The sequence below is a fragment of the Micromonospora sp. NPDC005205 genome (genome assembly GCF_040608275.1).
In the GTDB taxonomy this organism is placed as follows: domain Bacteria; phylum Actinomycetota; class Actinomycetes; order Mycobacteriales; family Micromonosporaceae; genus Micromonospora.
In genome coordinates, this window is sequence record NZ_JBEXHV010000009.1 from 199,905 (window position 1) to 224,691 (window position 24,787).

The 24,787-nt window shown below is 71.2% G+C and carries 25 protein-coding genes; 13 read left to right on the plus strand and 12 right to left on the minus strand.

Going from position 1 to position 24,787, the window contains the following annotated elements:
- Positions 1-137: 137 nt before the first annotated feature.
- Positions 138-683: a hypothetical protein gene (locus tag ABZU43_RS18660; RefSeq protein WP_355007733.1), complete on the plus strand. Its 546-nt coding sequence runs from the start codon at positions 138-140 to the stop codon at positions 681-683.
- A gap of 19 nt (positions 684-702) precedes the next feature.
- Here the strand turns inward: ABZU43_RS18660 and ABZU43_RS18665 are convergent, their stop codons facing one another.
- Entirely contained in the window at positions 703-1,422 is a 720-nt protein-coding gene (locus ABZU43_RS18665) for a DinB family protein (protein WP_355007734.1), read from the minus strand.
- Between the two features lie 96 nt (positions 1,423-1,518).
- Entirely contained in the window at positions 1,519-2,970 is a 1,452-nt protein-coding gene (locus ABZU43_RS18670; RefSeq protein ID WP_355007735.1) for an NYN domain-containing protein, read from the minus strand.
- A gap of 127 nt (positions 2,971-3,097) precedes the next feature.
- Between ABZU43_RS18670 and ABZU43_RS18675 the strand changes: the two genes are divergently transcribed.
- The 5 genes from ABZU43_RS18675 to ABZU43_RS18695 all read left to right on the plus strand — a co-directional run bounded on the left by ABZU43_RS18675 (position 3,098) and on the right by ABZU43_RS18695 (position 8,661).
- Positions 3,098-4,852: a DEDD exonuclease domain-containing protein gene (locus ABZU43_RS18675; protein WP_355007736.1), complete on the plus strand. Its 1,755-nt coding sequence runs from the start codon at positions 3,098-3,100 to the stop codon at positions 4,850-4,852.
- A 126-nt stretch (positions 4,853-4,978) separates the two neighbouring features.
- Positions 4,979-6,772, plus strand: a complete 1,794-nt coding sequence (locus ABZU43_RS18680; RefSeq protein WP_355007808.1) for an HD domain-containing protein — start codon at positions 4,979-4,981, stop codon at positions 6,770-6,772.
- 53 nt (positions 6,773-6,825) lie between these two features.
- Positions 6,826-7,368, plus strand: coding sequence for an NUDIX domain-containing protein (locus tag ABZU43_RS18685; protein WP_355007737.1), 543 nt, complete (start codon positions 6,826-6,828; stop codon positions 7,366-7,368).
- Positions 7,365-8,234: a sugar phosphate nucleotidyltransferase gene (locus tag ABZU43_RS18690; RefSeq protein ID WP_355007738.1), complete on the plus strand. Its 870-nt coding sequence runs from the start codon at positions 7,365-7,367 to the stop codon at positions 8,232-8,234. Before ABZU43_RS18685 ends, ABZU43_RS18690 begins: the two co-directional genes overlap by 4 nt.
- Positions 8,235-8,373: 139 nt before the next feature.
- The gene (locus ABZU43_RS18695; protein ID WP_355007739.1) at positions 8,374-8,661 is read left to right on the plus strand and encodes an Lrp/AsnC ligand binding domain-containing protein; all 288 of its coding nucleotides are present in this window, start codon (positions 8,374-8,376) and stop codon (positions 8,659-8,661) included.
- Positions 8,662-8,766: 105 nt separating this feature from the next.
- Here ABZU43_RS18695 and ABZU43_RS18700 read toward each other — a convergent pair whose 3' ends face one another.
- The 5 genes from ABZU43_RS18700 to ABZU43_RS18720 form a co-directional block, all read right to left on the minus strand.
- The gene (locus ABZU43_RS18700) at positions 8,767-9,429 is read right to left on the minus strand and encodes a DUF4142 domain-containing protein (protein WP_355007740.1); all 663 of its coding nucleotides are present in this window, start codon (positions 9,427-9,429) and stop codon (positions 8,767-8,769) included.
- Between the two features lie 193 nt (positions 9,430-9,622).
- Complete coding sequence (locus ABZU43_RS18705) at positions 9,623-11,254, minus strand: cytochrome b N-terminal domain-containing protein (protein WP_355007741.1); 1,632 nt, start codon at positions 11,252-11,254, stop codon at positions 9,623-9,625.
- Positions 11,251-12,339: a Rieske 2Fe-2S domain-containing protein gene (locus ABZU43_RS18710; protein WP_355007742.1), complete on the minus strand. Its 1,089-nt coding sequence runs from the start codon at positions 12,337-12,339 to the stop codon at positions 11,251-11,253. Before ABZU43_RS18710 ends, ABZU43_RS18705 begins: the two co-directional genes overlap by 4 nt.
- Before the next feature lie 64 nt (positions 12,340-12,403).
- A complete protein-coding gene (locus tag ABZU43_RS18715; RefSeq protein ID WP_355007743.1) occupies positions 12,404-13,240 on the minus strand; it encodes a cytochrome c in 837 nt (278 codons plus the stop codon).
- A gap of 70 nt (positions 13,241-13,310) precedes the next feature.
- Positions 13,311-13,910 carry a heme-copper oxidase subunit III gene (locus ABZU43_RS18720; protein WP_091408043.1) on the minus strand — a complete coding sequence of 200 codons (600 nt, stop codon included), beginning with the start codon at positions 13,908-13,910 and terminating at the stop codon, positions 13,311-13,313.
- A gap of 99 nt (positions 13,911-14,009) precedes the next feature.
- Between ABZU43_RS18720 and ABZU43_RS18725 the strand changes: the two genes are divergently transcribed.
- The 4 genes from ABZU43_RS18725 to ABZU43_RS18740 all read left to right on the plus strand — a co-directional run bounded on the left by ABZU43_RS18725 (position 14,010) and on the right by ABZU43_RS18740 (position 17,053).
- Positions 14,010-14,939, plus strand: a complete 930-nt coding sequence (locus ABZU43_RS18725; protein ID WP_355007809.1) for a cytochrome c oxidase assembly protein — start codon at positions 14,010-14,012, stop codon at positions 14,937-14,939.
- A 102-nt stretch (positions 14,940-15,041) separates the two neighbouring features.
- Positions 15,042-15,437 carry a hypothetical protein gene (locus tag ABZU43_RS18730; RefSeq protein ID WP_091407513.1) on the plus strand — a complete coding sequence of 132 codons (396 nt, stop codon included), beginning with the start codon at positions 15,042-15,044 and terminating at the stop codon, positions 15,435-15,437.
- A gap of 91 nt (positions 15,438-15,528) precedes the next feature.
- Positions 15,529-16,578, plus strand: a complete 1,050-nt coding sequence (gene trpD / locus ABZU43_RS18735) for an anthranilate phosphoribosyltransferase (RefSeq protein ID WP_355007744.1) — start codon at positions 15,529-15,531, stop codon at positions 16,576-16,578.
- Positions 16,579-16,849: 271 nt separating this feature from the next.
- Positions 16,850-17,053 (plus strand): hypothetical protein, encoded by a 204-nt coding sequence (locus tag ABZU43_RS18740; protein ID WP_355007745.1) that lies wholly within the window; start codon positions 16,850-16,852, stop codon positions 17,051-17,053.
- Positions 17,054-17,183: 130 nt separating this feature from the next.
- On the opposite strand, the gene ABZU43_RS18745 is transcribed toward ABZU43_RS18740, so the two are convergent.
- Both ABZU43_RS18745 and coxB read right to left on the minus strand, forming a co-directional pair.
- Positions 17,184-17,609, minus strand: a complete 426-nt coding sequence (locus tag ABZU43_RS18745) for a cytochrome c oxidase subunit 4 (RefSeq protein ID WP_355007746.1) — start codon at positions 17,607-17,609, stop codon at positions 17,184-17,186.
- Positions 17,610-17,618: 9 nt separating this feature from the next.
- Positions 17,619-18,590 carry a cytochrome c oxidase subunit II gene (coxB, locus tag ABZU43_RS18750; RefSeq protein WP_266304854.1) on the minus strand — a complete coding sequence of 324 codons (972 nt, stop codon included), beginning with the start codon at positions 18,588-18,590 and terminating at the stop codon, positions 17,619-17,621.
- Between the two features lie 348 nt (positions 18,591-18,938).
- Between coxB and ABZU43_RS18755 the strand changes: the two genes are divergently transcribed.
- Both ABZU43_RS18755 and ABZU43_RS18760 read left to right on the plus strand, forming a co-directional pair.
- Positions 18,939-20,090, plus strand: coding sequence for an aminotransferase class V-fold PLP-dependent enzyme (locus tag ABZU43_RS18755; RefSeq protein WP_355007747.1), 1,152 nt, complete (start codon positions 18,939-18,941; stop codon positions 20,088-20,090).
- Positions 20,087-20,320 (plus strand): sulfurtransferase TusA family protein, encoded by a 234-nt coding sequence (locus ABZU43_RS18760; RefSeq protein WP_355007748.1) that lies wholly within the window; start codon positions 20,087-20,089, stop codon positions 20,318-20,320. Before ABZU43_RS18755 ends, ABZU43_RS18760 begins: the two co-directional genes overlap by 4 nt.
- Before the next feature lie 329 nt (positions 20,321-20,649).
- Here ABZU43_RS18760 and ABZU43_RS18765 read toward each other — a convergent pair whose 3' ends face one another.
- The 3 genes from ABZU43_RS18765 to ABZU43_RS18775 form a co-directional block, all read right to left on the minus strand.
- Positions 20,650-21,630: a carbohydrate kinase family protein gene (locus ABZU43_RS18765; protein ID WP_355007749.1), complete on the minus strand. Its 981-nt coding sequence runs from the start codon at positions 21,628-21,630 to the stop codon at positions 20,650-20,652.
- A gap of 172 nt (positions 21,631-21,802) precedes the next feature.
- A complete protein-coding gene (gene erpA, locus ABZU43_RS18770) occupies positions 21,803-22,171 on the minus strand; it encodes an iron-sulfur cluster insertion protein ErpA (protein WP_091407494.1) in 369 nt (122 codons plus the stop codon).
- Positions 22,172-22,351: 180 nt separating this feature from the next.
- Positions 22,352-23,491, minus strand: coding sequence for a glycerate kinase (locus ABZU43_RS18775; RefSeq protein ID WP_355007810.1), 1,140 nt, complete (start codon positions 23,489-23,491; stop codon positions 22,352-22,354).
- Between the two features lie 68 nt (positions 23,492-23,559).
- On the opposite strand from ABZU43_RS18775, the gene nadA reads away from it, so the two are divergent.
- On the plus strand, positions 23,560-24,759 hold the full coding sequence (gene nadA, locus ABZU43_RS18780; protein ID WP_355007750.1) for a quinolinate synthase NadA: 1,200 nt from the start codon (positions 23,560-23,562) through the stop codon (positions 24,757-24,759).
- The last annotated feature ends 28 nt before the right edge of the window (positions 24,760-24,787 follow it).

Genomic DNA, 24,787 nt, shown 5'->3' on the forward strand with positions numbered 1-24,787 from the left:
GCAACCCGATCCGACCGCCTGTTTCAGGGCTAGATCCACTCCAGATCAGCGATATCGGGGTATCCCACCCGACCGGGAGCCCTTGACATCGACGAACCCGACGAACTCATGCCGACCGAGCGAAGGAGGGGCATCGTTTGGCCGACCGACCACTCGGGCACTGGGCGACCGTGGCCGATCTCGATGCGTCGTCAGTCGTGGAGTTCCGGTACTCCCCGCGCCGACATCGCCTCGCCATGGTTCTCGCCGTGCTGGTCGCCGCGGCTCTCCTCACCTTCTACACGGTGGTGTTCGACGAGGCGTGGTGGAAGGTGCTGCTGCGCTTCGGCATGATCGGCGCCGCCGTCGGGCTGACCACCAACTGGCAGCTGCGTCATCAGCCGCGCCTGCCGCTGCGGTTGACCGACGAAACGCTGCACCTGAGCGGACCGAAGGGGACCACACTCAGCATCGACTGGGTCAACGTGGCCAGCGCCCAGGTGCGGGGACGCCTGGATCCGCGGCTGGTGGTCGTGACCCGCGACCCGCAGCAGACTCGTCCGCCCATGCGAGCCGGACAGTGGTCGACTCCCGGGCGCGGTCCCTACGAACTGGTCGTCCGGCTCACCTGGATGGAGCCGCGCACCGACGCGCTGCGTCGCGAGCTGACCCGGCGACTACCGGCCACCGGACAGCGGCCCTAGCGGCAGTGAGGGGCAGGTGTCAGCGCTGCGCGTCGAGGTCACGCAGCGCGAAGCGCAGGTGCTGCCACTCCTCGTTCAGGATCACGTGAAGGCAGTGCCGGACGGACACGATGTGCTCGGGCGACCACGCGCTCGGCCGAGACTCGGCCAGCACGTCCGGCGTGACGGTAGCGAGGAAATCGCGCACCATCGCCTGCCGCTCGGCCCGCACCCGGAGGACCACCTCGAAGGTCGGCTGCTCCGTGGCGAAGACCGACATGTCGAAGCCGTCGGTCTCGTACTCGACATGCGACTGGCCGAGCGGATGGAACGGCCGCGGCAGGCGCAGGATCGCCTTGCCCAGCCACGCGTCGGCGGCGAACACGAGGTGACGCAGCGTCTGCGCGAACGACCACTCGCCGTGGATCGAGACGTCGACAGCGCCCTCGGGCATGCCGAGGACCCGGTCGACCGCCGCCGCCCAGGCTCGCTCGGCCGCCGCCCACCCCGCCCTCAGATCGGCGGGTTCGCTGGCCCGCCTGAGATCGCGGCCGGGGAACCGCCGGTCGAGTTCAGCCTCGACGAGCGGCACCACATCGACACCGTTGACCAGCAGCGCGGTCTCGGCCAACCACGGCGCGTCGATGTCCAGGCCACTCACGTCGACGCCGCGCATCACCGCGCCGGCCAGCGTCGATCTGTCGAAACGCGCACCCCGCAGATCCTCGTCGACGAAGACCTTGACCTCATCCCGAGCCATCACGACTCCCGTCCCTCGGCGGTCGCGGCGATGCTAACGCCCCGGTGCGACAGCCTGCGCGGCCACGCAGCGGTGCGGCAGCAGGACGTGTCCCCCTCAGGAGCGGGCGAGCCGCCGCAGCAGCGAGTCCGCGCCCAGCGGGTACGCGCCGTGGCGGCGTACCCCGTCGGCGACCTCGCGGTCCGACGAGACCACGACCACCGGCCGGCCCGCCGGCTCGGCACGGACCAGTCGCCGGATCAGCTCGTCGGCGGTCTCACCCTTACGGGAGAAGAGCACCCGTACGCCGCGCGGCGCGGGCGGTAGCCCGTGCATCCGCTCGGCGCCGTCGAAGACCACAGTGACCTCGTCGCCGGTCTGCGCGGCGATCCCGCCCAGCCCGGTGATCAGGCGTTTGCGCTGCTGCTCAAGGGACATCTCGCCGAAGCCACGCTTGGTGACGTTGTAGCCGTCCACCACGAGGTGCGCCCGGGGCAGGGCGAGCAACTGGTCGAGCCGGGCCGGGTCGTCGGTGTCGCGGGCGCGGGCGGCGGGGCCGGCCGGGGCGGTGCCCGGCTGCTCGGCGAACGCGTCGGCGACGAAGTCGGCCGGGAGTTTGTCCACCGGGTCGAGCGCCAGCTCCCGGCGCAGCCCGACGGCGGCCTGGCCGATGGTCTCCAGGAGCAGCCAGAGCCGGGCGTCGTCGACCGAGCGCGCCTCCTTGGCGCTGGCGCGGGCCACCCCGGCGGAGGCCTCGGCCTCAGCCAGCCGGGCCCGGGCGCGACGGAGTTCGGCATCCACGTCGGCGCTGGCGCGGGCCGCGCGGCCGCGCTCGGTGGCCAACAGCTCGGTGGCCTTGCGCTCGCGGGCCTGGGTCTCGCGCAGGGTGCGGGCCACCTGTCGGGACTCCTCGCGGAGCTGACCCAGCTCCTCCCGGACGCGGGCCAACTCGTCGCGCAGCTTCTCGGCCTCGACCCGGGCCACCGCACGGTCGTGCTCGGCCCGGGTTGCCCGCTGCTCGGCCTCGCGGACCAACTCGGCGACGACGGCGCTGTCCGCCTCGGCGCGCACTGCCGCGCCGCTGGCGTCGATCAGCTCCCGCCAGCCACGGGGCCGGGCCAGGTAGGCCAACGCGGCCACCTCGACCGGGTCGGCGGCGGCCGGCGCGGTGCCCTCGACCACCGCCGCACCGAGGTCACCGGCGTCGGCCAGGACCCGCGCGGTGACCCGCTGCCGGAACAGCGGGTCTGCGGTGAGCTGGGCGGCGATGACCGGCGCGCCGAGCCGGGCGCGTCGGTTGGGGGCGAACTTGGCCACCCGGCGCAACGGCACCGGGACCTCGTCGGTGGGGAGGGTGGGCAGCACCGCGGCGGTCAGCGTCACGATCCGCTGCCGGACCGGCTCGGGCAGGGTCGGCTCCGGCTCGGCGGCGGGGCCGTCGACCATTGTCGGGTCCGACGCGTCCAATGTGCCGTTGACTACGTTGTCGTCCGGGTTGCCCAGAGCACCGTCGAGCGCGACCGGATCCTCCTGCGGGAGGTGGTCGTCGTACGGCTCGGTGAGGGGCATGTGGCAAGTCTCCCACCGCGACCGGGCCCACCGCCCGGTGAGTGAGCCGATCTCTCATCCTAGCCCCATGGTGACGGATGGGACGGCTGCGACGGGAGTGTCGGACCGGGGCGCTAGCGTGCCGCCGATGGCACAGGCGGAGTACGTCCAGGAGTCACTGGCCGGTCTCGACCCGGCGGTGGGCGGGGTGGACCCGGCGCTGCCGCTCTACGCGACGACCTTCGTGGTGGTCGACCTGGAGACCACCGGCGGCGCACCGGACGGCGGCGGCATCACCGAGATCGGCGCGGTCAAGGTGCGCGGTGGCGAGCAGTTGGGGGTGCTGGCGACCCTGGTCAACCCGGGCCAGCCGATTCCGCCGTTCATCACGGTGCTGACCGGCATCACCCAGGCCATGCTGGTGCCGGCGCCACCGATCGAGCAGGTGCTGCCGAGCTTCCTGGAGTTCATCGACGACGCGGTGCTGGTGGCCCACAACGCCCCGTACGACGTGGGCTTCCTCAAGGCCGCCTGCGCCAGGCACGGCTACCGCTGGCCCAACCCCCGGGTCCTGGACACGGCGGCGCTCGCCCGCCGGGTGCTGACCCGCGACGAGGTGCCCAACCGCAAGCTGGGCACCCTGGCCGCCTACTTCCGCACCGCCACCCAGCCCACCCACCGGGCGTTGGACGACGCGAAGGCCACCGTCGACGTGCTGCACGGGCTGATCGGTCGGCTCGGCGGGCACCGGGTGGACACGGTCGGCGACGCCATCGAGTTCGCCCGCGCGGTCACCCCGACCCAGCGCCGCAAGCGGCACCTGGCCGAGGGGTTGCCCAAGGTCCCCGGCGTCTACATCTTCCGGGCCGCCGACGACCGACCGCTCTACGTGGGCACCTCTGTCGACATCGCCACCCGGGTGCGCAGCTACTTCACCGCCGGCGAGAAGCGCGCCCGGATCTCGGAGATGCTGGGCGCCGCCGAACGGGTCGAGGCGGTGGAGTGCGCCCACTCGTTGGAGGCGGAGGTCCGTGAGCTGCGGTTGATCGCCGCGCACGCGCCGCCGTACAACCGCCGGTCCAAATACCCGGAACGGATGGTCTGGCTCAAGCTGACCGACGGTCCGTACCCTCGGTTGTCGATCGTCCGCGACCTCTCCCCCACCGACACCGCGTACCTCGGGCCGTTCACCTCCCGACGGGCCGCCGAGCTGGCCGCCGCCGGTTTCCACGACGCGGTGCCACTGCGCCAGTGCACGCACCGGCTCTCGCTGCGCACCGTCACGCCGGCCTGCGCGCTGGCCGAGCTGGGTCGCTGCCCGGCGCCCTGCGAACACAAGATCACCCCCGAGGAGTACGACGACAGCGCCGCCGCGCCCTTCCGCACCGCGACGGCCAGCGACCCTCAGCCGGTGGTGGACGCGCTGCTCGCGCGGATCGACGTGCTCTCGGCCGACCAGCGCTACGAGGAGGCCGCCGTGGTGCGGTCCCGGCTGGCCGCGGTGCTACGGGCCACGGTGCGGATGCAGCGGCTGGCCGCGCTGACCGGGATCGTCGAGCTGGCCGCGGCCCGACCGGCCGCCCGGGGCGGCTGGGAGTTGGCGTTGGTCCGGCACGGCCGACTGGCCGGTGCGGGGGTGTCCCCGCCGGGCGTGCACCCGCGTCCCACGTTGACCACGATCCGGGCCACCGCCGAGACGGTGTCCGGCGGGCATGGTCCGGTGCCGGCGGCGACCGCCGAGGAGTCCGAGCGCATCCTGTCCTGGTTGGAGCGACCGGAGACCCGACTCGTCGAGATGTCCTCCGGTTGGTCCTCACCGGCGAGTGGCGCGGCCCGGTTCCGTGACCTGCTGGCGAAGGCCGAGAGCGGTGCGTCCCACCAACTCTCGACCGAACGCTCATGACCAACTGACCGATCGGACTACGTCGACTCGCTTAGGCTGTTAGAGAAGTGCAGTCCTGCCCGATTCGTGGGCCTGCTCCCCCGCCGGGATCCGGCGGTGTGGAGCCGGGGTGAGGAGGTGTCCCTCGTGGACGTCGACGCCGGACACGGCGCCGCCCTGGGGGGCGCCCTGCCGACACAGCCGGTTGAGCTGCCGCTCGCCCGCCGGCTGCGGTCGCTGCTCAGCTGGCCGACCACCGACTCGGACCCGGTCACCCAACTGGTCCGCACCCACCGGGGCATCCACGCCGGCACCGACCCCGCGGTGCTGCGCCGTGCCTACACGATCGCGGAGAACATGCACCGCGGGCAGTTCCGCAAGAGCGGGGAACCGTACATCACCCATCCCCTCGCGGTGGCGCAGATCTGCGCCGAGCTGGGGATGGACACCACCACCCTGGTCGCGGCGCTGCTGCACGACACCGTGGAGGACACCCGCTACACCCTCCAGGCGCTCTCCGAGGACTTCGGCGGCGAGGTGGCCCACCTGGTCGACGGGGTGACCAAGTTCGACAAGGCGTTCTACGGCAAGGCCGCCGAGGCGGAGACGGTCCGCAAGATGATCGTCGCGGCCGCCAAGGACGTCCGGGTGCTGATCATCAAACTGGCCGACCGGCTGCACAACATGCGGACGCTCGGGGTGCGCTCCGCGTCGTCGCGGGAACGGATCGCCCGCAAGACCCAGGAGGTGCTGGTCCCGCTCTGCGACCGGCTGGGCATCCAGACCCTCAAACGCGAGCTGGACGACGTGGTGCTGCTGCACCTCGAGCCCGACGAGCACGCCCGGCTGGCCCGGCACGTGCACGATCGGCCGGGTTGGGATTCGTACCTCGACTCGGTGGTCACCCGGGCCCGGGTGGCGCTGCGCCGCAGCCGGGTCGACGCCGAGGTGAGCCCCCGTCCCCGGCACCTCTACTCGATCTGGAAGGACACCATCGCCGGCGGCCACACCGCCCCGTACGACCTGCCCCGCATCGTGGTGGTGGTCGACGGCCCGGCCACCGACTGTTACGCCGCGCTGGGCGCGATCCACGGCACCTGGCGACCGGTGCCCGGCCGCTTCAAGGACTTCATCGCCTCGCCGAAGAACAACCTCTACCGTTCGCTGCACACCAGCGTCTGCGGCCCCCAGGACCGCACCGTGGAGGTGCTGATCCGCACCGAGGAGATGCACCGCTCGGCCGAGTACGGCATCGCCGCCGACTTCCGGTTCCCCAACTCCGGCAGCAACACCGCGGGGGCCCGCGCCGAGCAGTTGGACTGGCTGCGCCGGGTGCTCGACTGGGAGCCGGACGCCGCCGACCCGGCACAGTTCTACGAGTCGCTGCGCTGCGACCTGGCCGAGGGGCAGATCCAGGTCTTCGCCGACGGGCGGCAGGTCGTGCTGCCGGCCGGTGCCACGCCTGTCGACCTCGCGTACGAGCTGGGCAACGACCGGGGCGACCACTGCCTCGCCGCACGCATCAACGGTCGGCTGGCCCCGCTCAGTTCGGAGCTGGACGAGGGCGACGTCGTGGAGATCTTCACCGAGAACGACGGCGACAACGGCTTCGAGGCCGGTGTGGCGCCGCGCGGCCCCCGGCGGGAGTGGCTGACCTTCGTCAAGTCGCCGCACGCGCAGATGCAGATCAACAGATGGTTCGCCGAGCACACCGAGCCGGGCATCACGATCAGCGACAAGGTGCGCCTCGGTCGGGCCACCATCGGGCTCGCACTGCGCCAGCACAACCGTGGCCTCGCCAGTGACCTGCCATTACTGCGCCTCTCCGAGGAGTTGGGCTACCCCGACCTGGAAACCCTGTTGGTCGCGGTCTTCGACCGGGTGATCGAACCGGACACCGTGGTCCGCCAGCTCATCGACCTGGTCGACCATCGACAGTGACCCGGCGGGCCCCAGCGCGTACGAAGGACATTCGTGACCACTAGCCTGGAGTCATGATCCCCCGCTCCCGCGCCACCGCTCGGGCCCTCTTCTACCAGGCCTTCTACCGGCTGCCGCTGCCGGTGCGTCGGCGCCTGGTCCGGTTGGCGGTGCCCAAGTACATCGTCGGCGCGGTGACCCTGGTCCGGGACACCGAGGCGACGGGCGCGGGTCGGTTGCTCATGCTCCGCCAGCCTCCCGGCAAGGGTTGGTCACTCCCCGCCGGCCTGCTCAACCGGGGTGAGGCCCCGGTGGTGGGCGCGGCCCGTGAGCTGTTCGAGGAGTCCGGCGTCCGGCTTCCACCGTCCCGGCTGCGCCCGGCGGTGCCGAACGCGATAGTGCACGCCAAGGGCTGGGTGGACATGGTCTTCGAGGCCGAGGTGCCGGCGTCCAGCACCCAGCTGACCGTCGACGGCGGGGAGGTCTTCGAGGCCGCCTGGCACCCCCTGGACGACCTGCCCAAGCTGACCTGGCCGACGGCCCGGCTGCTCGCCTACTACGACATCGGGCCACTCGCCGGGCAGTTCCCGCCGCCGGTGCCCGACGAGACCCCGTGACCGGCGCGGTCGCTGTGCCGGCCGAGTTGTGCGCGGTGGTGCTGGCCGCCGGCGAGGGCACGCGGCTGCGCCCGCTCACCGAACGGCTGCCCAAGGCGCTCTGCCCGGTGGGCAACGTGCCTCTGCTGGATCGGGCGTTGGCGCGGCTGGCCGGCCTGGGCCTGACCGGTGCCGATCGGGTCGCTGTGAACGCCTGCTACCTCGGCGACCAGGTGGTGGCGCACGTCGGCGACCGCGCACACCTGTCGGTGGAGCCGGGCGACCCGCTGGGCACCGCCGGCGGCGTGGCCAACCTGCGGGACTGGATCGACGGGCGTTCGGTGCTGGTCGGCAACGCCGACGCGTACCTCGCCGATCCGGCTGCTCCCCCGGGCCCGGACGTGGCCGCCCTGCTCGACGCCTGGGACGGGCACACCGTACGCCTGCTCGGCCAGCCCGCCGCGGACCCGGCGGCGCCGGGCACCTTCGCCGGGCACTGCTTCACCGGCTTCTCGCTGCTGCCCTGGCGGCTGGTCCGGGACCTGCCGGTGGTCTTCTCGGACCTGGTTCGCGCCGTGTGGCGTCCGGCCGAGGCCGCGGGCGCCCTGACCGTGGTGCCCTACCCGGGCACCTTCTTCGACACCGGCACCCCGGCCGACTACCTGGCGGCCAACCTGCACGCCGCGGCCGGCGGCGTTCTCGTCGAGGAGTCCGCGACGGTGACCGGCCACTGCGTGGAGTCGGTCGTCGGCGCGGGAGCGCGGGTGGACGGTGACGTGTCCCGCACCGTGGTGTGGCCGGGCGCGACAGTGCGGGCCGGCGAGCGGCTGCGAAACGTCATCCGGGCCGGCAGCAACCTGACCGTGCCCTGCCCCGCCCAGGGCTGAGCACCGACGGCTCCCGCCTCCGGTCCCGGACCGGAACATGCTCCCGCCTCCGGTCCCGGACCGGAACATGCTCCCGCCTCCGGTCCCGGACCGGAACATCTAGCATGGGCGACGACGCCGACGAACGGAGAAATGCCCCGTGATCACCGCCATCGTGCTGATCGACTGCGCCACCGATGCGATCCCCGAGGTGGCGGAGAACCTGGCCAACCTTCCCGGTGTCAGCGAGGTCTACTCGGTGGCCGGGCACGTCGACCTCATCGCCATCGTCCGGGTCCGCGAGTTCGACCAGATCGCCCAGGTCATCGCGGGCAGCATCTCCAAGGCCCCGGGGGTGCTCAACACCGAGTCCCACATCGCCTTCCGGGCGTACTCCCAGCACGACCTGGAGGAGACGTTCGCGATCGGTCTGGCCAGCGCCGACTGACCCGCTCGCCGTTTCGGGGCCGGTGCCGGCAGCACGGCGGCGCGTGGCGCGCACAGGGCGGCCGGCCCACCGCGAGGGTGGGCCGGCCGTCTGCTTGTGGCTACGTCAGCTCTCGCTGGGAGCCGGTACCTCGGTGCTGCCACCGCCCGGAGCCGGCGACTCGGTGCCGGTGCCGCCCGGAGCCGGCGACTCGGTGCCGGTGCCGCCCGGGCTGGGCGTACCGCTGGCGCTGGTCTGCGGAACCGGGATGCCCAGCTTGTTGGCGAGCGCCACCAACTCGTCGTAGTGCGTCTGCAGCGTCGGAAGCGCCGTCTGCGCCAACTGCACCACCGACTGCTCGGAGCCCTGCGAGATCTCCGTCTGGGTGGCCTGGATGGCCTGGACGTGACCGGCCAGCTCACTGGTCACCCAGAGCCGGTCGAACTCCGCGCCGCTGGCGTTGTTCAGCTTGTCGATGACCGCCTGCTGATCGGCGCTGGGCTCGTTCGGCAGTTCCACCCCGAGCTGCGACGCGGTCTGCTGCACCGTCTGGTCGAGCTGGGTGTGGTCGGTCTTCAGCATCGCGCCCAGGTCCTTGACCCCCTGGTCCTGACCCTTCTGCTGAGCCAGGTCACCAGCGGTGATCTCGAACAGGTTGACCTGGTGTACCGCCTGCAGGTACTGGGTGTCCTGCGTTGACGGCTGTGCCGCGGCCTGCGCGGCCGCGGCCGGCGCGACACCGACAAGTACCAGCGCGGCCAACAGGCCGAGGCGTTTGATACCCAACATGCTTCCCCCCCTTGAGACGTTGGACCGCACGCATACCCGGCTGACCGGGGTTATTCCTGCGATCGCCCGTCGCGCGGCGTCGACCGGTCCCGTCAGAGCCGTCCGACTCCTGGCCGGATGGGTCGGGAGGGGTGGATACGTTGGGGCGCCCGCCGGAATCCGGCGGGCGCCCCTCAATGGTGTGACTGGGCGGTCAGCGGCGGCTCTCGCCGCTGCCGATCTCCTCGCGCTCGGGTCGGGCCTCGACCGGCGGGTGCCCCGGCGAGACCGGTGCCTCGACCGGCTTCTCGATCGGGTAGAAGAAGCCCCGGATGGCCGGGCCGAGGGCCCCCAGCCGGTTCATCTTCTTGGGTACGACCCAGCCGACGTAGTCGAGTTGGCCGTGACCGTCCGCGTGCCCGTTGGACGCGCTGAGCGGCTGGTGCACCTCGACGAACCGGCCGTCCGGCAGGCGCCGGATGATGCCGGTCTCCACGCCGTGCGCGAGCACCTCCCGGTCGTGCTGCTGCAGACCCAGGCAGAGCCGGTAGGTGACGTAGTACGCCAGCGGCGGGACCACCAGCAGGCCGATGCGGCCCGCCCAGGTCATCGCGTTCAAACTGATCTGGAACTTGTCAGCGATCACGTCGTTGGCGCCGGAGAGCGTCAGCACGATGTAGAACGAGACGGCCATGGCGCCGACGGCGGTCCGGGCCGGGACGTCCCGAGGCCGCTGGAGCAGGTTGTGGCTCTTGCGGTCCTTGAGGTGCCGGGCTTCCAGGAACGGGTACATCGTCGACAGGCCCACCAGGATGCCGGGCAGCACGACAGTCGGCCAGAACAGCGGCGGGATGACGTACCCGTCGCCGAGCGGGATGTTGATTTCCCAGGCCGGCATGAGTCGGGTCGACCCGTCGAGGAACATGACGTACCAGTCGGGCTGGCTGGCGGCCGAGACCACCCACGCCTCGTACGGGCCGAACAACCAGATCGGGTTGATCTGGAACAGACCGCCCATCAGCGCGATGACGCCGAAGACGACCATGAAGAAGCCGCCCTGCTTCAGCGCGTACCGCGGGAACATCCGCTCGCCGACCACGTTGTTGTTGGTCCGGCCGGGGCCGGGCCACTGGGTGTGCTTCTGCTTGAAGACCAGACCCAGGTGGACGCTGATCAGCGCGACCAGCAGACCCGGGATGAGCAGCACGTGGGCGATGAAGAACCGGCTGATGATGATCGTGCCCGGGAACTCGCCGCCGAAGATCGACGAGGTGACCCACGAACCGACGACCGGGATGGACAGCATGATCGCCGAGGCGATCCGCAGACCGGTGCCGGACAGACCGTCGTCCGGCAGCGAGTAGCCGCTGAAGCCGGCCAGGAAGCCCACCCAGAAGAGCAGCGAACCGATGATCCAGTTGGTCTCACGCGGCTTGCGGAAGGCACCGGTGAAGAAGACCCGCAGCATGTGCACGACGATCGCGGCCATGAACAGCAGCGCCGACCAGTGGTGCATCTGCCGCATCACCAGACCGCCCCGGACATCGAACGAGATGTCCAGGCTGGAGGCGTACGCGGCGGACATCGGGGTGCCCTGCAACGGCGCATAGCTGCCGTCGTAGACCACCTCGGTCATAGCCGGCTCGAAGAAGAAGGTGAGGAACACACCGGTCAGCAGCAGCACGACGAACGAGAACAGCGCGATCTCGCCGAGCAGGAAGGACCAGTGGTCCGGGAAGACCTTGTTCAGCAGCTTGCGCAGCGGGGTGGCCACCTGGAAGCGGTCGTCCACTCCCACCGCTGCCTTGCCCGGCGTCGCCGCAAGGTCAAACTTTCGACGCTTCATGGCCGCTCCCAGAAATCAGGCCCGACGGTCTCGGTGAAGTCGGACTTCGCCACGAAGAAGCCCTCGGAGTCCACCTCGATCGGCAGCTGCGGCAGCCGCCGGCTGGCGGGGCCGAAGACTGGCCGGGCGTTGTCGGTGATCAGGAACTGGGACTGGTGGCACGGGCAGAGCAGCCGGTTCGTCTGCTGCTCGTACAGGCTGGCCGGGCATCCCGCGTGCGTGCAGATCTTGGAGAACGCCGCGTAGTTGCCCCACATGTAGTCGCCGTGGCCGATCTTCTCGTTGGCCCGGCGCGACTCCTGCGCGTCCGAGTCGCGGAGGTGGATCAACAGCGTCGGCGAGTCGGCGTGCTTGTTGCTCACACCGTGGTCGATGCCGGGGAAGACGGTGATCTGCCCACCGGTGCTGACGTCCGCCGGACGGACCGGACGGCCGTCCTCGCGGACCAGGCGGATCCGCTCGCCGCCCTCGGCCGTGGCGAACCCGGTGGTGAACATCTGGTTGTTCTTGTGCGGCTGCGAGATCAGGCCGCCGACCAGCGGCGCCGCGGCGACCGCGGCGACCGGCGCGAGACCGGCCAGCAGCGAGATGCCGAGCAGGGGCCGACGCTTCACGCCCAGCTCGTCCGCCATGTAGAGCATGGTCTGGCCGGTGATGGTGCGGCCTTCGGAGTCCACCTGGCCCTCGTGCCGGTCCTGGATCGAGACCTCCTTGGGCAGCAACTTCTTGCCCCAGGTCAGGATGCCGAAGCCGACGGCGAGCAGGGCTACGCCGAGGGTGAAGCCGAGCAGCGGAGTGTAGAACTTGTCGCCGCCCCGTCCCGCCTCGTACTGCCACGGCCACCAGATGTAGATGGCCAGGAAGGCGGTCGCGGCCAGGCCGGTGATCAGGAAGAAGCCGGCGACCACTCGGGTCAGCCGACGCTCCGCCTTGGTGCCCGGCAGCACCTGCGGCTCGTAGTGGACGATCTCGATGTCGTCCCGGCGAGCGCCCTCACGAACGATGTCGAACCGGGTCAGCCTGGGGTCGTTCACATCGAGCGGCTCCGGGCCCTCTGAGGCCTGGTGCTCGGGGTGGGTGCTCATGCCGTCACCTCGCTACGGGTGGCGCCGAGCGGCACCACAGCACTGAATCGGATGGCCTGCTCGATCACGACTTCCCCGCGATCCACAGGCTGGCGAAGACGAGCGCGACGATGCCGACCAGGAAGATCGCCAAACCCTCGGTGGACGGGCCGTACCGTCCGAGGTTCAACCCACCCGGGTCCTGGTCGTGCTTCAGCGACTCCTGGATGTAGGCGATGATGTCGGCCTTCTGCTCCGGCCGGAGCTGGTTGTCGCCGAACACCGGCATGTTCTGCGGGCCGCTCAACATCGCCGCGTAGATCTGGCGGTCGGTCGCGGGGTGCAGGCTCGGGGCGAACTTGCCCGAGGAGAGCGCACCACCGCCGCCACCGAAGGCGTGGCACTGCGAGCAGTTGATCCGGAACAGCTCACCGCCGGCGGCGATGTTGCCGTCCTCGCGGAGGTCGTCGCCCTCGGGCACGACCGGGCCGCCGCCAAGCTCCTGGATGTACTGGGCCAGCTGACGGGTCTGCTCGTCGGTGAAGACCGGGGGCTTGCGGTGCGCCTGGGCCTCCTGGCGGGCCAGCGGCATCCGCCCGGAGCTGACCTGGAACTCGACCGATGCCGCGCCGACGCCGATCAGGCTCGGCCCGCGGCCCTCGACGCCCTGGGCGTTGCGGCCGTGGCAGGTCACGCAGCTCACGTCGAACAGCGCCTTGCCCTCGGCGGCGGCGCCGGTCAGCTGCGGGTTGTCCTGCGCCTGGGCGCCCGGAGCGAAGACGGTGTACGCGCCACCGGCGAGCATCAACGCGGCGATCAGCCGGACCGCGGCGCCCAGCCGGCGGCGGCCCCTGCTGCGCGCGGCGGGCCGCTCGCGCAACCGCGCGAGCAGACCGCGTCGGCGGTCGTTGTCAGAAGTCATGAGCGGTGTCCTTAACCGGTTGGACCTGTCTCAGGGGACGGAGCAGCAGCGCGGAATGTGACGCGCAAGATCACTGGAGCCAGTAGATCATGGCGTACAGCCCGATCCACACGACGTCGACGAAGTGCCAGTAGTACGACACGACGATCGCCGAGGTCGCCTGCGCCGGAGTGAACCGGCCCATGGTCGTACGGACCATGAAGATGATGAAGGCGATCAGACCGCCGGTCACGTGCAGGCCGTGGAAGCCGGTGGTCAGGTAGAACACCGACCCGTACCCGTCTCCGTTGATCTTGATGCCGTCGGCGACCAGGTGCCGGTACTCGTTCAGCTGGCCGAGGACGAAGATCAGGCCCATCACGAAGGTGACGGTGAACCAGCGCCGCAGCGCGTGCACGTCACCCTTTTCCGCCGCGAAGACGCCGAGCTGGCACGTCACCGAGGACAGCACCAGGATCACCGTGAAGGTGGTCGCGTACGGGATGTTCAGCGCTTCGGTGTGCTTCTCCCATTGCTCCGGCGCAGCCGCGCGGATGGAGAAGTACATCGCGAACAACGCCGCGAAGAACATGAGTTCACTGGAGAGCCACACGATCGTCCCGACGCTGACCATGTTTGGTCGCGTCAGAGAGTGGATCCGGCTCTTGTCAATGGCTGGGGCCGCAGTCACGCCGTCATTATTGCCCCTGACCGGGGCCGCCGATCAGCGGGGTGGCAAACCTGCGCCTTCCGTGGCCCGAGCGTCAGGGTCCGGTTCGCCTGGCCTAGCCTGAAAAGCGTGCTGCACGTCGATCCGATCTTCGCCGCCACCTCGGCCCCGCCGCCGTTCACCGTCGGCGCGGTGCTGACCGAGACCCGGCTGGACAGCTGGCTGGCCCTCGGCCTGGTGCTCGCCGCCGGCCTGTACCTCTACGGGGTGTACCGGCTGCGCCTACGCGGCGACCGCTGGCCGATCACCCGTACCGTGTTCTTCCTCGGCCCCGGCCTGGGCGGCATCGCGCTCGTCACGGTCAGCGGACTGCACGCGTACGACACCGCGCTGCTGTCCGTGCACATGATCCAGCACATGGTGCTGTCCATGGTGGCGCCGATCTTCCTGGCCCTGGGCGCGCCGATGACCCTGGCCCTGCGCACCCTGCCGGTCGGGCCGCGCAAGCGCCTGCTCGCGATCGTGCACAGCCGTGTCGCCCGGGTCTACAGCTTCCCGCTGGTGGCGTTCGCCATCTTCGTGGTCAACCCGTTCGTGCTGTACTTCAGTGACCTGTACCGCTACACCCTCGAACACGCCTGGGCGCACGAGCTGGTGCACGCGCACTTCATCATGACCGGCTGCGTGTTCTTCTGGCCGCTGCTCGGCCTCGACCCGCTGCCCGGCCGCTGGCCGTACCCGGCGCGTGCGCTGCTGATGCTGCTCTCCGTGCCGTTCCACACAGTGCTCGGCCTCACCATCATGCAGAGCAGCACGCTCTTCGGCGGCGACTGGTACCCGTCGCTCAACCTCGGTTGGTCCGACCCGTGGCAGGACCAGGTGGTCGCCGGCGGCATCCTCTGGGCCGGTGGCGAATTCGTCAGTGTGACCATGCTCGCGGTGCTGGTGGTGCAGTGGGTCAAGCAGTCCGAGCGGGAGGCCCGGCGGGTGGACCGCGAGCTGGACCGCCAGGAGGCCCGCGAACGCGCCGCCGACGCCGCGCCCGCCTGAGCTGCCCGGACGGTACGCCCGACGCGCGACGTCGGGCGGGATGTCGGCTACGTCACGCCGACCGGTACGATCTGCGGGCAGCTACGAGGTGGGAGTTCCGGCATGACCGATCGTCTTTGCACCGTGTTGCTCTACAGCGACGACCCGCAGGTCCGTGATCGGATGCGGATGGCCGTCGGCACCCGGCCCGCTCCCGGTCTGCAGATCGAGTTCGTCGAGGCGTCGACCTACGCGGAGACCATCCGACTGGTCGACGACTACGAGATCGACCTGCTGCTGCTCGACGGTGAGGCGAGCCCGGGCGGCGGCATCGGCATCGCCCGGCAGGTCAAGGACGACCGGGACGACGCTCCCCCGACCTGCCTGGTGATCGCCCGCGCCGCCGACCGATGGCTCGCCGCGTACGCCGAGGTCGACGCGACGCTGGTGCACCCGCTCGACCCGGTGACCACCGGCGGCACGGTGGCCGAGCTGCTGCGGACGCACGCACCCGCCTGACGTCCCCCGCTCCTCCGGCACCCCCACGGCGCCGGATCTCGTCGGCGCCGGTTCCAGCCCACCCGCACTTCGCATGCTCGGGAGGCCCGCCATGGGCGATCGGACCTGGCCGCACCTGCTCAACGCGCTGCTGCGCGGTGACGAACTCTCCACCGCCGACACCGCCTGGGCGATGGACGAGATCATGACCGGCTCGGCGAGCGCGGCGCAGATCGCCGCCTTCGCCGTAGCGCTGCGGGCCAAGGGTGAGACGCCCGCCGAGCTGGCCGGCCTGGTGGAGGCGATGCTCGGTCGCGCGGTCCCGGTGGCGCTCCCCGAGGAGCTGCGCCGCACCGCGCTCGACGTGGTCGGCACCGGCGGTGACCTCGCCCACACGGTGAACATCTCCACGATGACGGCGCTGGTGGTCGCCGGCACGGGCGTCCGTGTCGTGAAGCACGGCAACCGGGCCGCCTCCTCCCTGTGCGGCACCGCCGACCTGCTGGAGTTCCTCGGCATCCCGCTGGATCTCGGCCCGGAGCAGGTCGCCCGCTGTGTCGAGGAGGCCGGCATCGGGTTCTGCTTCGCGGCCCGCTTCCACCCCGGGATGCGGCACGCCGGCCCGGTCCGCCGCGAGGTGGGCGTGCCCACCTTCTTCAACTTCCTCGGCCCGCTGACCAACCCGGCCCGCCCCCGGGCCGGCGCGGTCGGTTGCTTCGACCTGCGGATGGCCCCGGTCATGGCCAGCGTGTTCGCGGCCCGTGGCGACTCGGCGATCGTGATGCGCGGCGAGGACGGGCTGGACGAGTTCACCACTGCCGCCCCCACCCGGATCTGGGCGGCCCAGGGCGGCACCGTACGCGAGGTCGTGCTGGACGCGACGGAGCTGGGGGTACCCCGGTCCACCCTGGCGGACCTGCGCGGCGGTGACGCCGCGTACAACGCGGGCGTGGCTCGTCGCCTGCTGGCCGGCGAGAAGGGCCCGGTCCGGGACGCGGTGCTGGTCAACGCGGCGGCGGCGCTGGCCACCCAGGGCCCGCTGGACGGCGACCTGACCGAGGCGTTGGGCGCCGGCCTGGCCCGTGCCGCCGAGTCGATCGACTCCGGCGCGGCCGCCGCCACCCTGGACCGATGGATCGCCACCGCCAACGCCGCCGTCTGACCTCAGCACCACCGGACCCGGCGGCGCCGTCCGCAGGCGGAGCCTTGGGCGTGATCAACTCGGATTCCTCGAATCCGTGGTGTCAGGGCCGCTCCAATGCCCCGACTTCATCGAAGTCGTGTGGATCACGCGCGGATGCTGGCTAGCGGACGACGGTGCGCGGAGATTTGTCGGACCCGTCTGGGAAACTACAGCTGAGTAGTTTTCTGCTGCCGTCGGTGTGTCACTGTCGCATCCGGGGGCGGTTCGCCTGACGTGAGAGGAGACGCCCGTGTCGCACCGCGATCTCTACTGCGACGTCTGTGAGGGCGTGGCGCCGTTCGAGCCGCCGCCCTGCGTCGACGGCCACGGCACCGACTGTCCCGAGCTGATCTGCACCGGCTGCGGCAGCGCCGTGGTGGTCAGCGCGTTCGCCGTCCCGGTCACCCGGTTGGCCGCCCGCCGCCGCCAGCCCGTCCACCGCCGCGCCGCCTGACCGCAGGCACCGCCCGAGCGCAGCACCGCAGGCCCACCCCGGGCGGGGTGGCGCATGACCGAAGGCCCGCTCCCCCACTCGGGGAACGGGCCTTCGTCGTGCGGGTCGGTCGCGACGGCGACCGGGTGGGTCAGTGCTCGGCGGTACGCCGGGTGCCGCTGTAGTACTCGAACAGGAGCCCACAGGCGGAGAAGACGACGGCCAGCAGGCCGGCACCGATCAGCCAGTACTGCCAGAACACCAAGCCGAGCGCGGCGATCGCGGCGGCCAGCGCCAGACCGAACGGCCAGTAGCTGCCCGGGCTGAAGAAACCGACCTCACCAGCGCCGTCGGCGATCTCGGCGTCCGGGCGGTCCTCCGGGCGCAGGTCGATGCGGCGGGAGACGAACCAGAAGAAGCCACCGCACATCGAGCAGAGCAGGAACGACAGCAGCAGGGCGACGGTGCCGACCCACTCGATGCCGCCCGACGCACCGTTAGTCCAGGCACCGTAGAGGATCGTGGCGCCGAAGAGGAACCCGGCGATGATCAGGAAGATACGCCACTCGGTCTTCATGCGGCTGCCTCAGCTTCCCGTGCGGGCCGGAACGTCGTCCGGGTTGAAGTTGTCCTGCGTCCGCCGCGTGTCGAACGGCTGCGTGGTCGTCGCGTACGGCTGCTCACCGATCGCCGACAGCGCATCCTGGGTGGACTTGCCGCTCTGCTTGGCCGCGAGGAACTGGTCGTACTTCTCCGGCGAGACCACCCGCAGCTCGAAGTTCATGAACGCGTGGTAGCTGCCGCACAGTTCGGCGCAGCGCCCGACGTAGGCGCCCTCGGCGTCCAGGCTCGAGACCTCGAACACGTTGCGGATCTTGCCCGGCATGACGTCCCGCTTGAAGAGCAGCTCCGGCACCCAGAACGAGTGGATGACGTCGCGGCTGGTCTCCTCGAACCGGATGGACCGGTTGGTCGGCAGCACCAGCACCGGGATGACCTCGCTGGTGCCGAGCGTCGACGCGGTGGTGCGGGCTTCCGTGCCCTGGCCGTCCCGGTAGTTGAACTGCCAGTTCCACTTGAACGCGACGACCTCGACCGTGACGTCCGGGTTCTTCGACAACTTGTCGACGTCGGTCTGCACGATCGCCGTGTAGTAGAAGAGCACGGAGACGATCAGGATCGGCGCGATGGTGTAGAGGAACTCCATCGGCATGTTGTAACGGGTCTGCACCGGCAGCGCGTTGCCACGCTTGCGGTAGCGCACGACGCACCAGAAGATCAGGCCCCACACGAAGACGCCGACCGCGAGCGCGGCGATGCAGGAGGCGATCCACAGGTCGTACATCCGCTTGGACTCCGGCGAGATGCCGCCCTGCGGCCAGCCGAAGCCGTGGAACGTCTGACCGACGTCACAGCCCGTGAGCAGAACCAGCAACGCCACGCCACCGAGACCGAGCCCGGCCAGGCGACCAGCACCACGCCCCCGGCGTCCACCAACCCCTGGGGAAGCGCTGTGCCGTACGGCCGACGGCCGTACCTCCGAACTCCTTGCGACCACCTGGTCCTGCCTCCCTAGCGCGCCGCGGTGCGTCTTTCCTCAGCACCCGCGGCAAAGGCGTCACCGACGGTCGCAGATTACTCGACCATGACGGACTCGGCCGTGGTGGGGTCACTGTCCGACCCCCATCGGGGGGATCCTAGGCATACCGCCGCGATAGCGTCTTGGTCTGTGAGCGCGAGGAGTGAGCCGGGGTTGCGAGCCCCGCAGCCGCGAACGAAGGCGGGTCTGTGAGCGCGAGGAGCGAGCCGGGGTCGCGAGCCCCGCAGTCGCGAACGAAGGCGGGTCTGTGAGCGCGAGGAGTGAGCCGGGGTTGCGAGCCCCGCAGTCGCGAACGAAGGCGGGTCTGTGAGCGCATCCCCGGTCTACCTGGACGCGGCGACCGCCGCGCCGATGCATCCGGTCGCGCGGCAGGCTCTGCTGGCCGCGCTCGACGACGGCTGGGCCGATCCGGGCAAGCTGTATACGCAGGCCCGCCGGGCCCGGCAACTGCTCGACGCCGCCCGCGAGGCCACCGCGGTGACGCTCGGCGTCCGCGCCGATGAGGTCTCCTTCACCCCCAGCGGTACGACCGCGGCCCACGGCGCGGTCCTCGGCGGCCTGGCGGGGCGACGCCGGGTCGGGTCGACGCTGGTGCACTCGGCGATCGAGCACTCGGCGGTGTTGCACGCTGCGGAACGGCACGTCGGCGCTGGCGGGACGGCCGCCGCGGTGCCGGTCGACCGGTTGGGCCGGCTGGACCTGACCGCGTGGTCGACCGCCGTTCGGGCCCCTGGGGTCGCGCTGGCCGTGTTGATCAGCGCCAGTCACGAGGTGGGGACGGTGCAGCCGGTCGCCGAGGCGGCGGCGGCCTGCGCCGACGTGGGTGTGCCGCTGTACGTGGACGCGGCACAGTCGGTGGGCCGGGTGCCTCTGCCGACCGGCTGGTCGGTGCTCACGGCGAGCGCACACAAGTGGGGTGGCCCACCCGGCGTGGGGGTGCTGGCGGTCCGGAAGGGCACTCGCTGGGAGTCACCCTGGCCGGCCGACGAGCGGGAGAGCGGACGTACCCCCGGGGTGGTGAATTTGCCGGCGGTCGTGGCGGCGGCGGCGAGCCTGCGGGCGGCGGCGGCCGACGCGGCGGCCGAGGCGACCCGGTTGACGGCCCTGGTGGAGCGGGTCCGGGAGCGGGTCGCGGCGGAGGTGCCCGACGTGGAGGTGGTCGGCGATCCGGTGCTCCGGCTCCCGCACCTGGTCACCTTCTCCTGCCTGTACGTGGACGGGGAGGCGTTGCTGCACGCCCTGGACCGGCGGGGCTTCGCCGTGTCGTCCGGTTCGTCCTGCACCTCGTCCACGTTGCGTCCGTCGCACGTGTTGGAGGCGATGGGAGTGCTCTCGCACGGCAACGTGCGGGTCAGCCTGCACCGGGAGACGACCGAGGCGGACGTGGAGCGGTTCCTTACCGAGCTGCCGGGGATCGTCGCCGGGCTGCGCGCCGAGGCCGGGGTGATGGGGCTGTGACACCGCCCGACGAGGTGATCGACTGCCGGGGGCAACGCTGCCCGCTGCCGGTGATCGCTGCGGCGCGACGGATGCCCGAGGTGCCGGTCGGCACTGTGGTCCGCGTACTGGCCGACGACCCGGCGGCGGCTGTCGACATCCCCGCCTGGTGCCGGATGCGCGGCCAGGAGTTCCTCGGCTCGGTCACCGGCCCGGACGGCCCCGCCTACGACATCCGCCGAACCCAGTAACCCCACCCTCCGCCGCACCCCTACCCCGCTCCCCCACACCCGGCACCCCGCACCCGGCACCGGCACCCGGCACCCGGCGTCGATCATGGAGTTGTGGTGGTGGACAAAAGCCACATAAGGCGACTATCCAGCCACCGCAACTCCATGATCGACGCCGGGTAACGGCGGGGCGGCGCGGGCTGAGGCTTCGTCCCTACACCCCGCCCTACCTCACCCTCGCGATCTTGCAGTTTCTGCGCGGACAAACGCGCACCGAAGCCGCGAAACGGCAACAGAAAGTGCAAGATCGCGGGGCCGAGGGCCGGGGCGAGGGGGCGAGGGCGGGGCGGCTAGGCCGGGAGGAGGTGGGGGCGGACCTCTTCTGCCGCAGCGTCGCCGTAGGACTCGGCGAGGCGCTTGACGAACAGGTCACGGCGGACGTCGTACTCCTGGGTGCCGACGGTCTCCAGGACCAGCGTGGCCAGCAGCGAGCCGACCTGGGCGGCGCGTTCCAGGCCCAGGCCCCAGGAGAGCGCGGTGAAGAAGCCGGCCCGGAAGCCGTCGCCGACGCCGGTCGGGTCGACCGCCCGGATCTCCCGCGCGATCGGTACGTGGATCGGGTCGATGCCGCGCCCGGCGATCTCCACACCGTGCTTGCCCAGCGTGGTGACCCGCACCTTGACCAGGTCCAGCAGTTGGTCGTCGCTGAGCTGCGCCTTGCTCTGCAGCAGCGACTTCTCGTAGTCGTTGGTCATCAGGTACTCGGCGCCTTCGATCAGCGCCACCACGTCCTCGCCGGGCATCCGGGCGAGCTGCTGGGACGGGTCGGCGGCGAAGGCGTACCCGCGGGTGCGGCACTCGGCCGAGTGGCGCAGCATCGCCTCGGGGTCGTTCGCGCCGACCAGCACCAGGTCCAGACCGCCGAGCCGGTCGGCGACCGGGGCCAGCTCGATGTTGCGGGCCTCGCTCATCGCACCTGCGTAGAACGACGCGATCTGGCACATGTCGGTGTCGGTGGTGCAGACGAAGCGGGCGGTGTGCGCCACCTCGCTGATGTGCACCGAGTCGCAGTCCACACCGTGGCGCTCCAGCCAGGAGCGGTAGTCGGCGAAGTCGGCGCCGACCGCGCCGAGCAGCACCGGGCGCAGCCCGAGCTGACCCATCCCGAAGGAGATGTTCGCCGCCACGCCGCCGCGGCGGAGCACCAGGTCGTCCACCAGGAAGGAGAGGGACACCTTGTGCAGTTGATCGGCGATGAGCTGGTCGGCGAAGCGACCGGGGAAACTCATCAGGTGATCGGTGGCGATCGAGCCGGTGACGGCGATCTTCATGTCAACCCTCAGGGTCGGGAGCAGGGCGCGGTCAGCCTACCGGGACGGCAGCGCGATGGTCACCGGCAACCAGCCCGCCACGGCCCGCTCCCGGACCGGTGCGACAGCCGACCGGTACGGCGATGGGGCCGTCCCGAAGAACGGCCCCATCGTCGCTGACGTGTGGTGTGACTCAGTTGAACGAGTCACCGCAGGCGCAGGAGCTGCCCGCGTTGGGGTTGTCGATGGTGAAGCCCTGGGCGTCGATCCGGTCGGCGAAGTCGATCGTCGCGCCGGAAAGGTACGGGGCGCTCATCCGGTCGACGACGACCTCGACACCACCGAAGTCGGTCACGACGTCACCGTCGAGCGAACGCTCGTCGAAGAAGAGCTGGTACCGCAGGCCGGAGCAGCCGCCCGGCTGCACGGCGACGCGGAGCCGCAGGTCGTCGCGGCCCTCCTGCTCGATCAGGGCCTTGACCTTCTGCGCTGCGACGTCGGTGAGGACGACGGAAGTAGGGGCCTTGGCCTCGGTCGACTCGGTCTGCGCTGGCGTGGTCACGTGGAAGTCTCCCTGCGCGGTTTGGGTCCGGACGCACTGGCCAACGTCGCGCGCCGTCCAGTGATTCCCGGTTGTGGTCCTCAACCGATCGTACGCCGCCTTGGCCGGGCCCACCCGCGTGGCGTGACCCCCGCCGCAGGTCGGCCCCGGTCGAGGCGGGCGCACGGGCGGCCGGAACGCTCAGCGGCTCCACTGCCGGGCCAGCCGGGCCCCCAGCTCGCGCAGCCCCTCGGCGGGCCGGCTCAGCGCCGCGTCGAGCCCGCCGGTCTCCTCGCCGCCGAAGTGCTCCACCAGGCTGTACGCGTCGGTCACCCCGGCCGAGGCAGCCTCCCGCCGGCCGGTGCTCACCTGCCCGGCCACCACCACGCAGGGCACTCCCCGGTCGCGGGCGGCGCCGGCCACCCCGGCGACGACCTTGCCACGCAGCGACTGGTGGTCGAACGACCCCTCGCCGGTGATCACCAGGTCGGCGGTGTCCAGCGCGGCGTCGAGACGGGTGGCCCGGGTGACCAGGCCGATCCCCGACTCGCAGTCGCCGCCCAGGGCGAGGAGCGCCGCGCCGATGCCGCCGGCGGCCCCGCCCCCGGGCAGCGCGCCGAGCCCCGCCGGGCAGCCGGCCAGGTCCTCTTCCAGCACCGCCGCGAAACGCTCCAGGGCCGCGTCGAGCAGTAGAACGTCGGCGCGGTCGGCGCCCTTCTGCGGGCCGAACACGTTGCTGGCGCCGTGCAGGCCGAGCAGGGGGTTGTCCACGTCGGTGGCCGCGACCAGCCGGACGCCACGCAGCCGGGGCGCGCCGTCCAGCGCGTCGACGGCGGCGAGCGCCGCCCCGCCGTACGGCAGAGCGGTGCCACCCTGGTCGAGGGGGGTCACGCCCAGCGCGGCGAGCATTCCCGCTCCGGCATCGTTGGTGGCGGAGCCACCCAGCCCGATCACCACGGTGCGGGCACCGCTCTCCACGGCGGCGGCCACCAACAGACCCAGCCCGTACGAGGTGGTGGTCTTCGGGTCGCGCTCGGCCGGGGAGAGCAGGTGCAGCCCGCACGCCTGCGCGCTCTCCAGGTAGGCGGTCGAGCCGTCGGCGGTGAGCAGGATCTCACCGGCCGCCGGCCGGCCCAGCGGATCGACCGTCGACACCGGTACCCGCCGGCCACCGAGGGCCTCGGCGAGCACCTCCACGAAGCCCGGTCCGCCGTCGGCGAGCGGTCGGATCAGCAGATCGTCTCCGTCGGTGACGGTGCGCCAACCGGCGGCGACGGCGGCGGCCACCTCCGGTGCGGACAGGGTGCCGGCGAACTTGTCCGGGCAGAGCAGCACGCGCATGCCGAGCAGTGTGGCAGCCCACACCGAGCGAGCCTGCGTCGCGCTCGCGCTGTGGGACCATGGGCTACGTGACTTCGACCTGGGTGGAACCCTCCAACACGGCGACGGCTCTGCTGCTGCTCGGCCGGGGCAGCGACCCCGACACCGAGCGCGGTGTCGAGTGTCCGGGCGACCTGCCGGCGCCCAGCGATCCGGATCTGGTGGCCCGTGCCACAGCCGCGAAGGCGAAGCTGGGCAGCAAGGTCTTCGTGCTGGGGCACCACTACCAGCGCGACGAGGTGATCCAGTTCGCCGATGTGACGGGCGACTCGTTCAAGCTGGCCCGGGAGGCCGCGGCCCGCCCGGACGCGGATTACATCGTCTTCTGCGGCGTGCACTTCATGGCCGAGAGCGCGGACATCCTCACCACGAGCACCCAGCGGGTGATCCTGCCGGACCTCGCGGCGGGTTGCTCGATGGCCGACATGGCCGTGCTGGGCCAGGTAGAGGCCGCGTGGGACACGCTGACCGAGCTGGGCATCGCCGGCGACACGGTCCCGGTGACGTACATGAACTCCTCGGCCGACATCAAGGGTTTCGTGGGCCGCAACGGCGGCGTGGTCTGCACCTCCTCCAACGCCAAGCGCGCCCTGGACTGGGCCTTCGAGCAGGGGTCGAAGGTGCTCTTCCTGCCGGATCAGCACCTGGGCCGTAACACCGCTGTGCTGGAGATGGGCCTGTCGCTGGACGACTGCGTGCTCTACGACCCGCACAAGCCCGGTGGTGGGCTCACCCCGGAGCAGCTGCGCGACGCCAAGATGATCCTGTGGCGGGGGCACTGCTCGGTGCACGGCCGGTTCACCCTGGAGAGCGTCAACGACGTACGGGAGCGGGTGCCCGGGGTCAACGTCCTGGTCCACCCGGAGTGCCGGCACGAGGTGGTCACAGCCTCCGACTACGTCGGGTCCACCGAATACATCATCAAGACCATCGAGGCGGCTCCGGCCGGCTCGGCGTGGGCGCTCGGCACCGAGCTCAACCTGGTCCGCCGGCTCGCGCTGGCGCACCCGGACAAGCAGATCATGTTCCTGGACAAGGCCGTCTGCTACTGCTCGACGATGAACCGGATCGATCTGCCGCACCTGGTCTGGGCCCTGGAGGAGCTGGTCGCGGGCCGGGTGGTCAACCAGATCACGGTGGACGCCGACACCGCTCACCACGCCCGGGTGGCGCTTGATCAGATGCTCGCGTTGCCCGGCGCGGACACCCCGCCGCCGACGGTGTCCTGATCACGATCCGTAGCGCTCTTGGTACGCA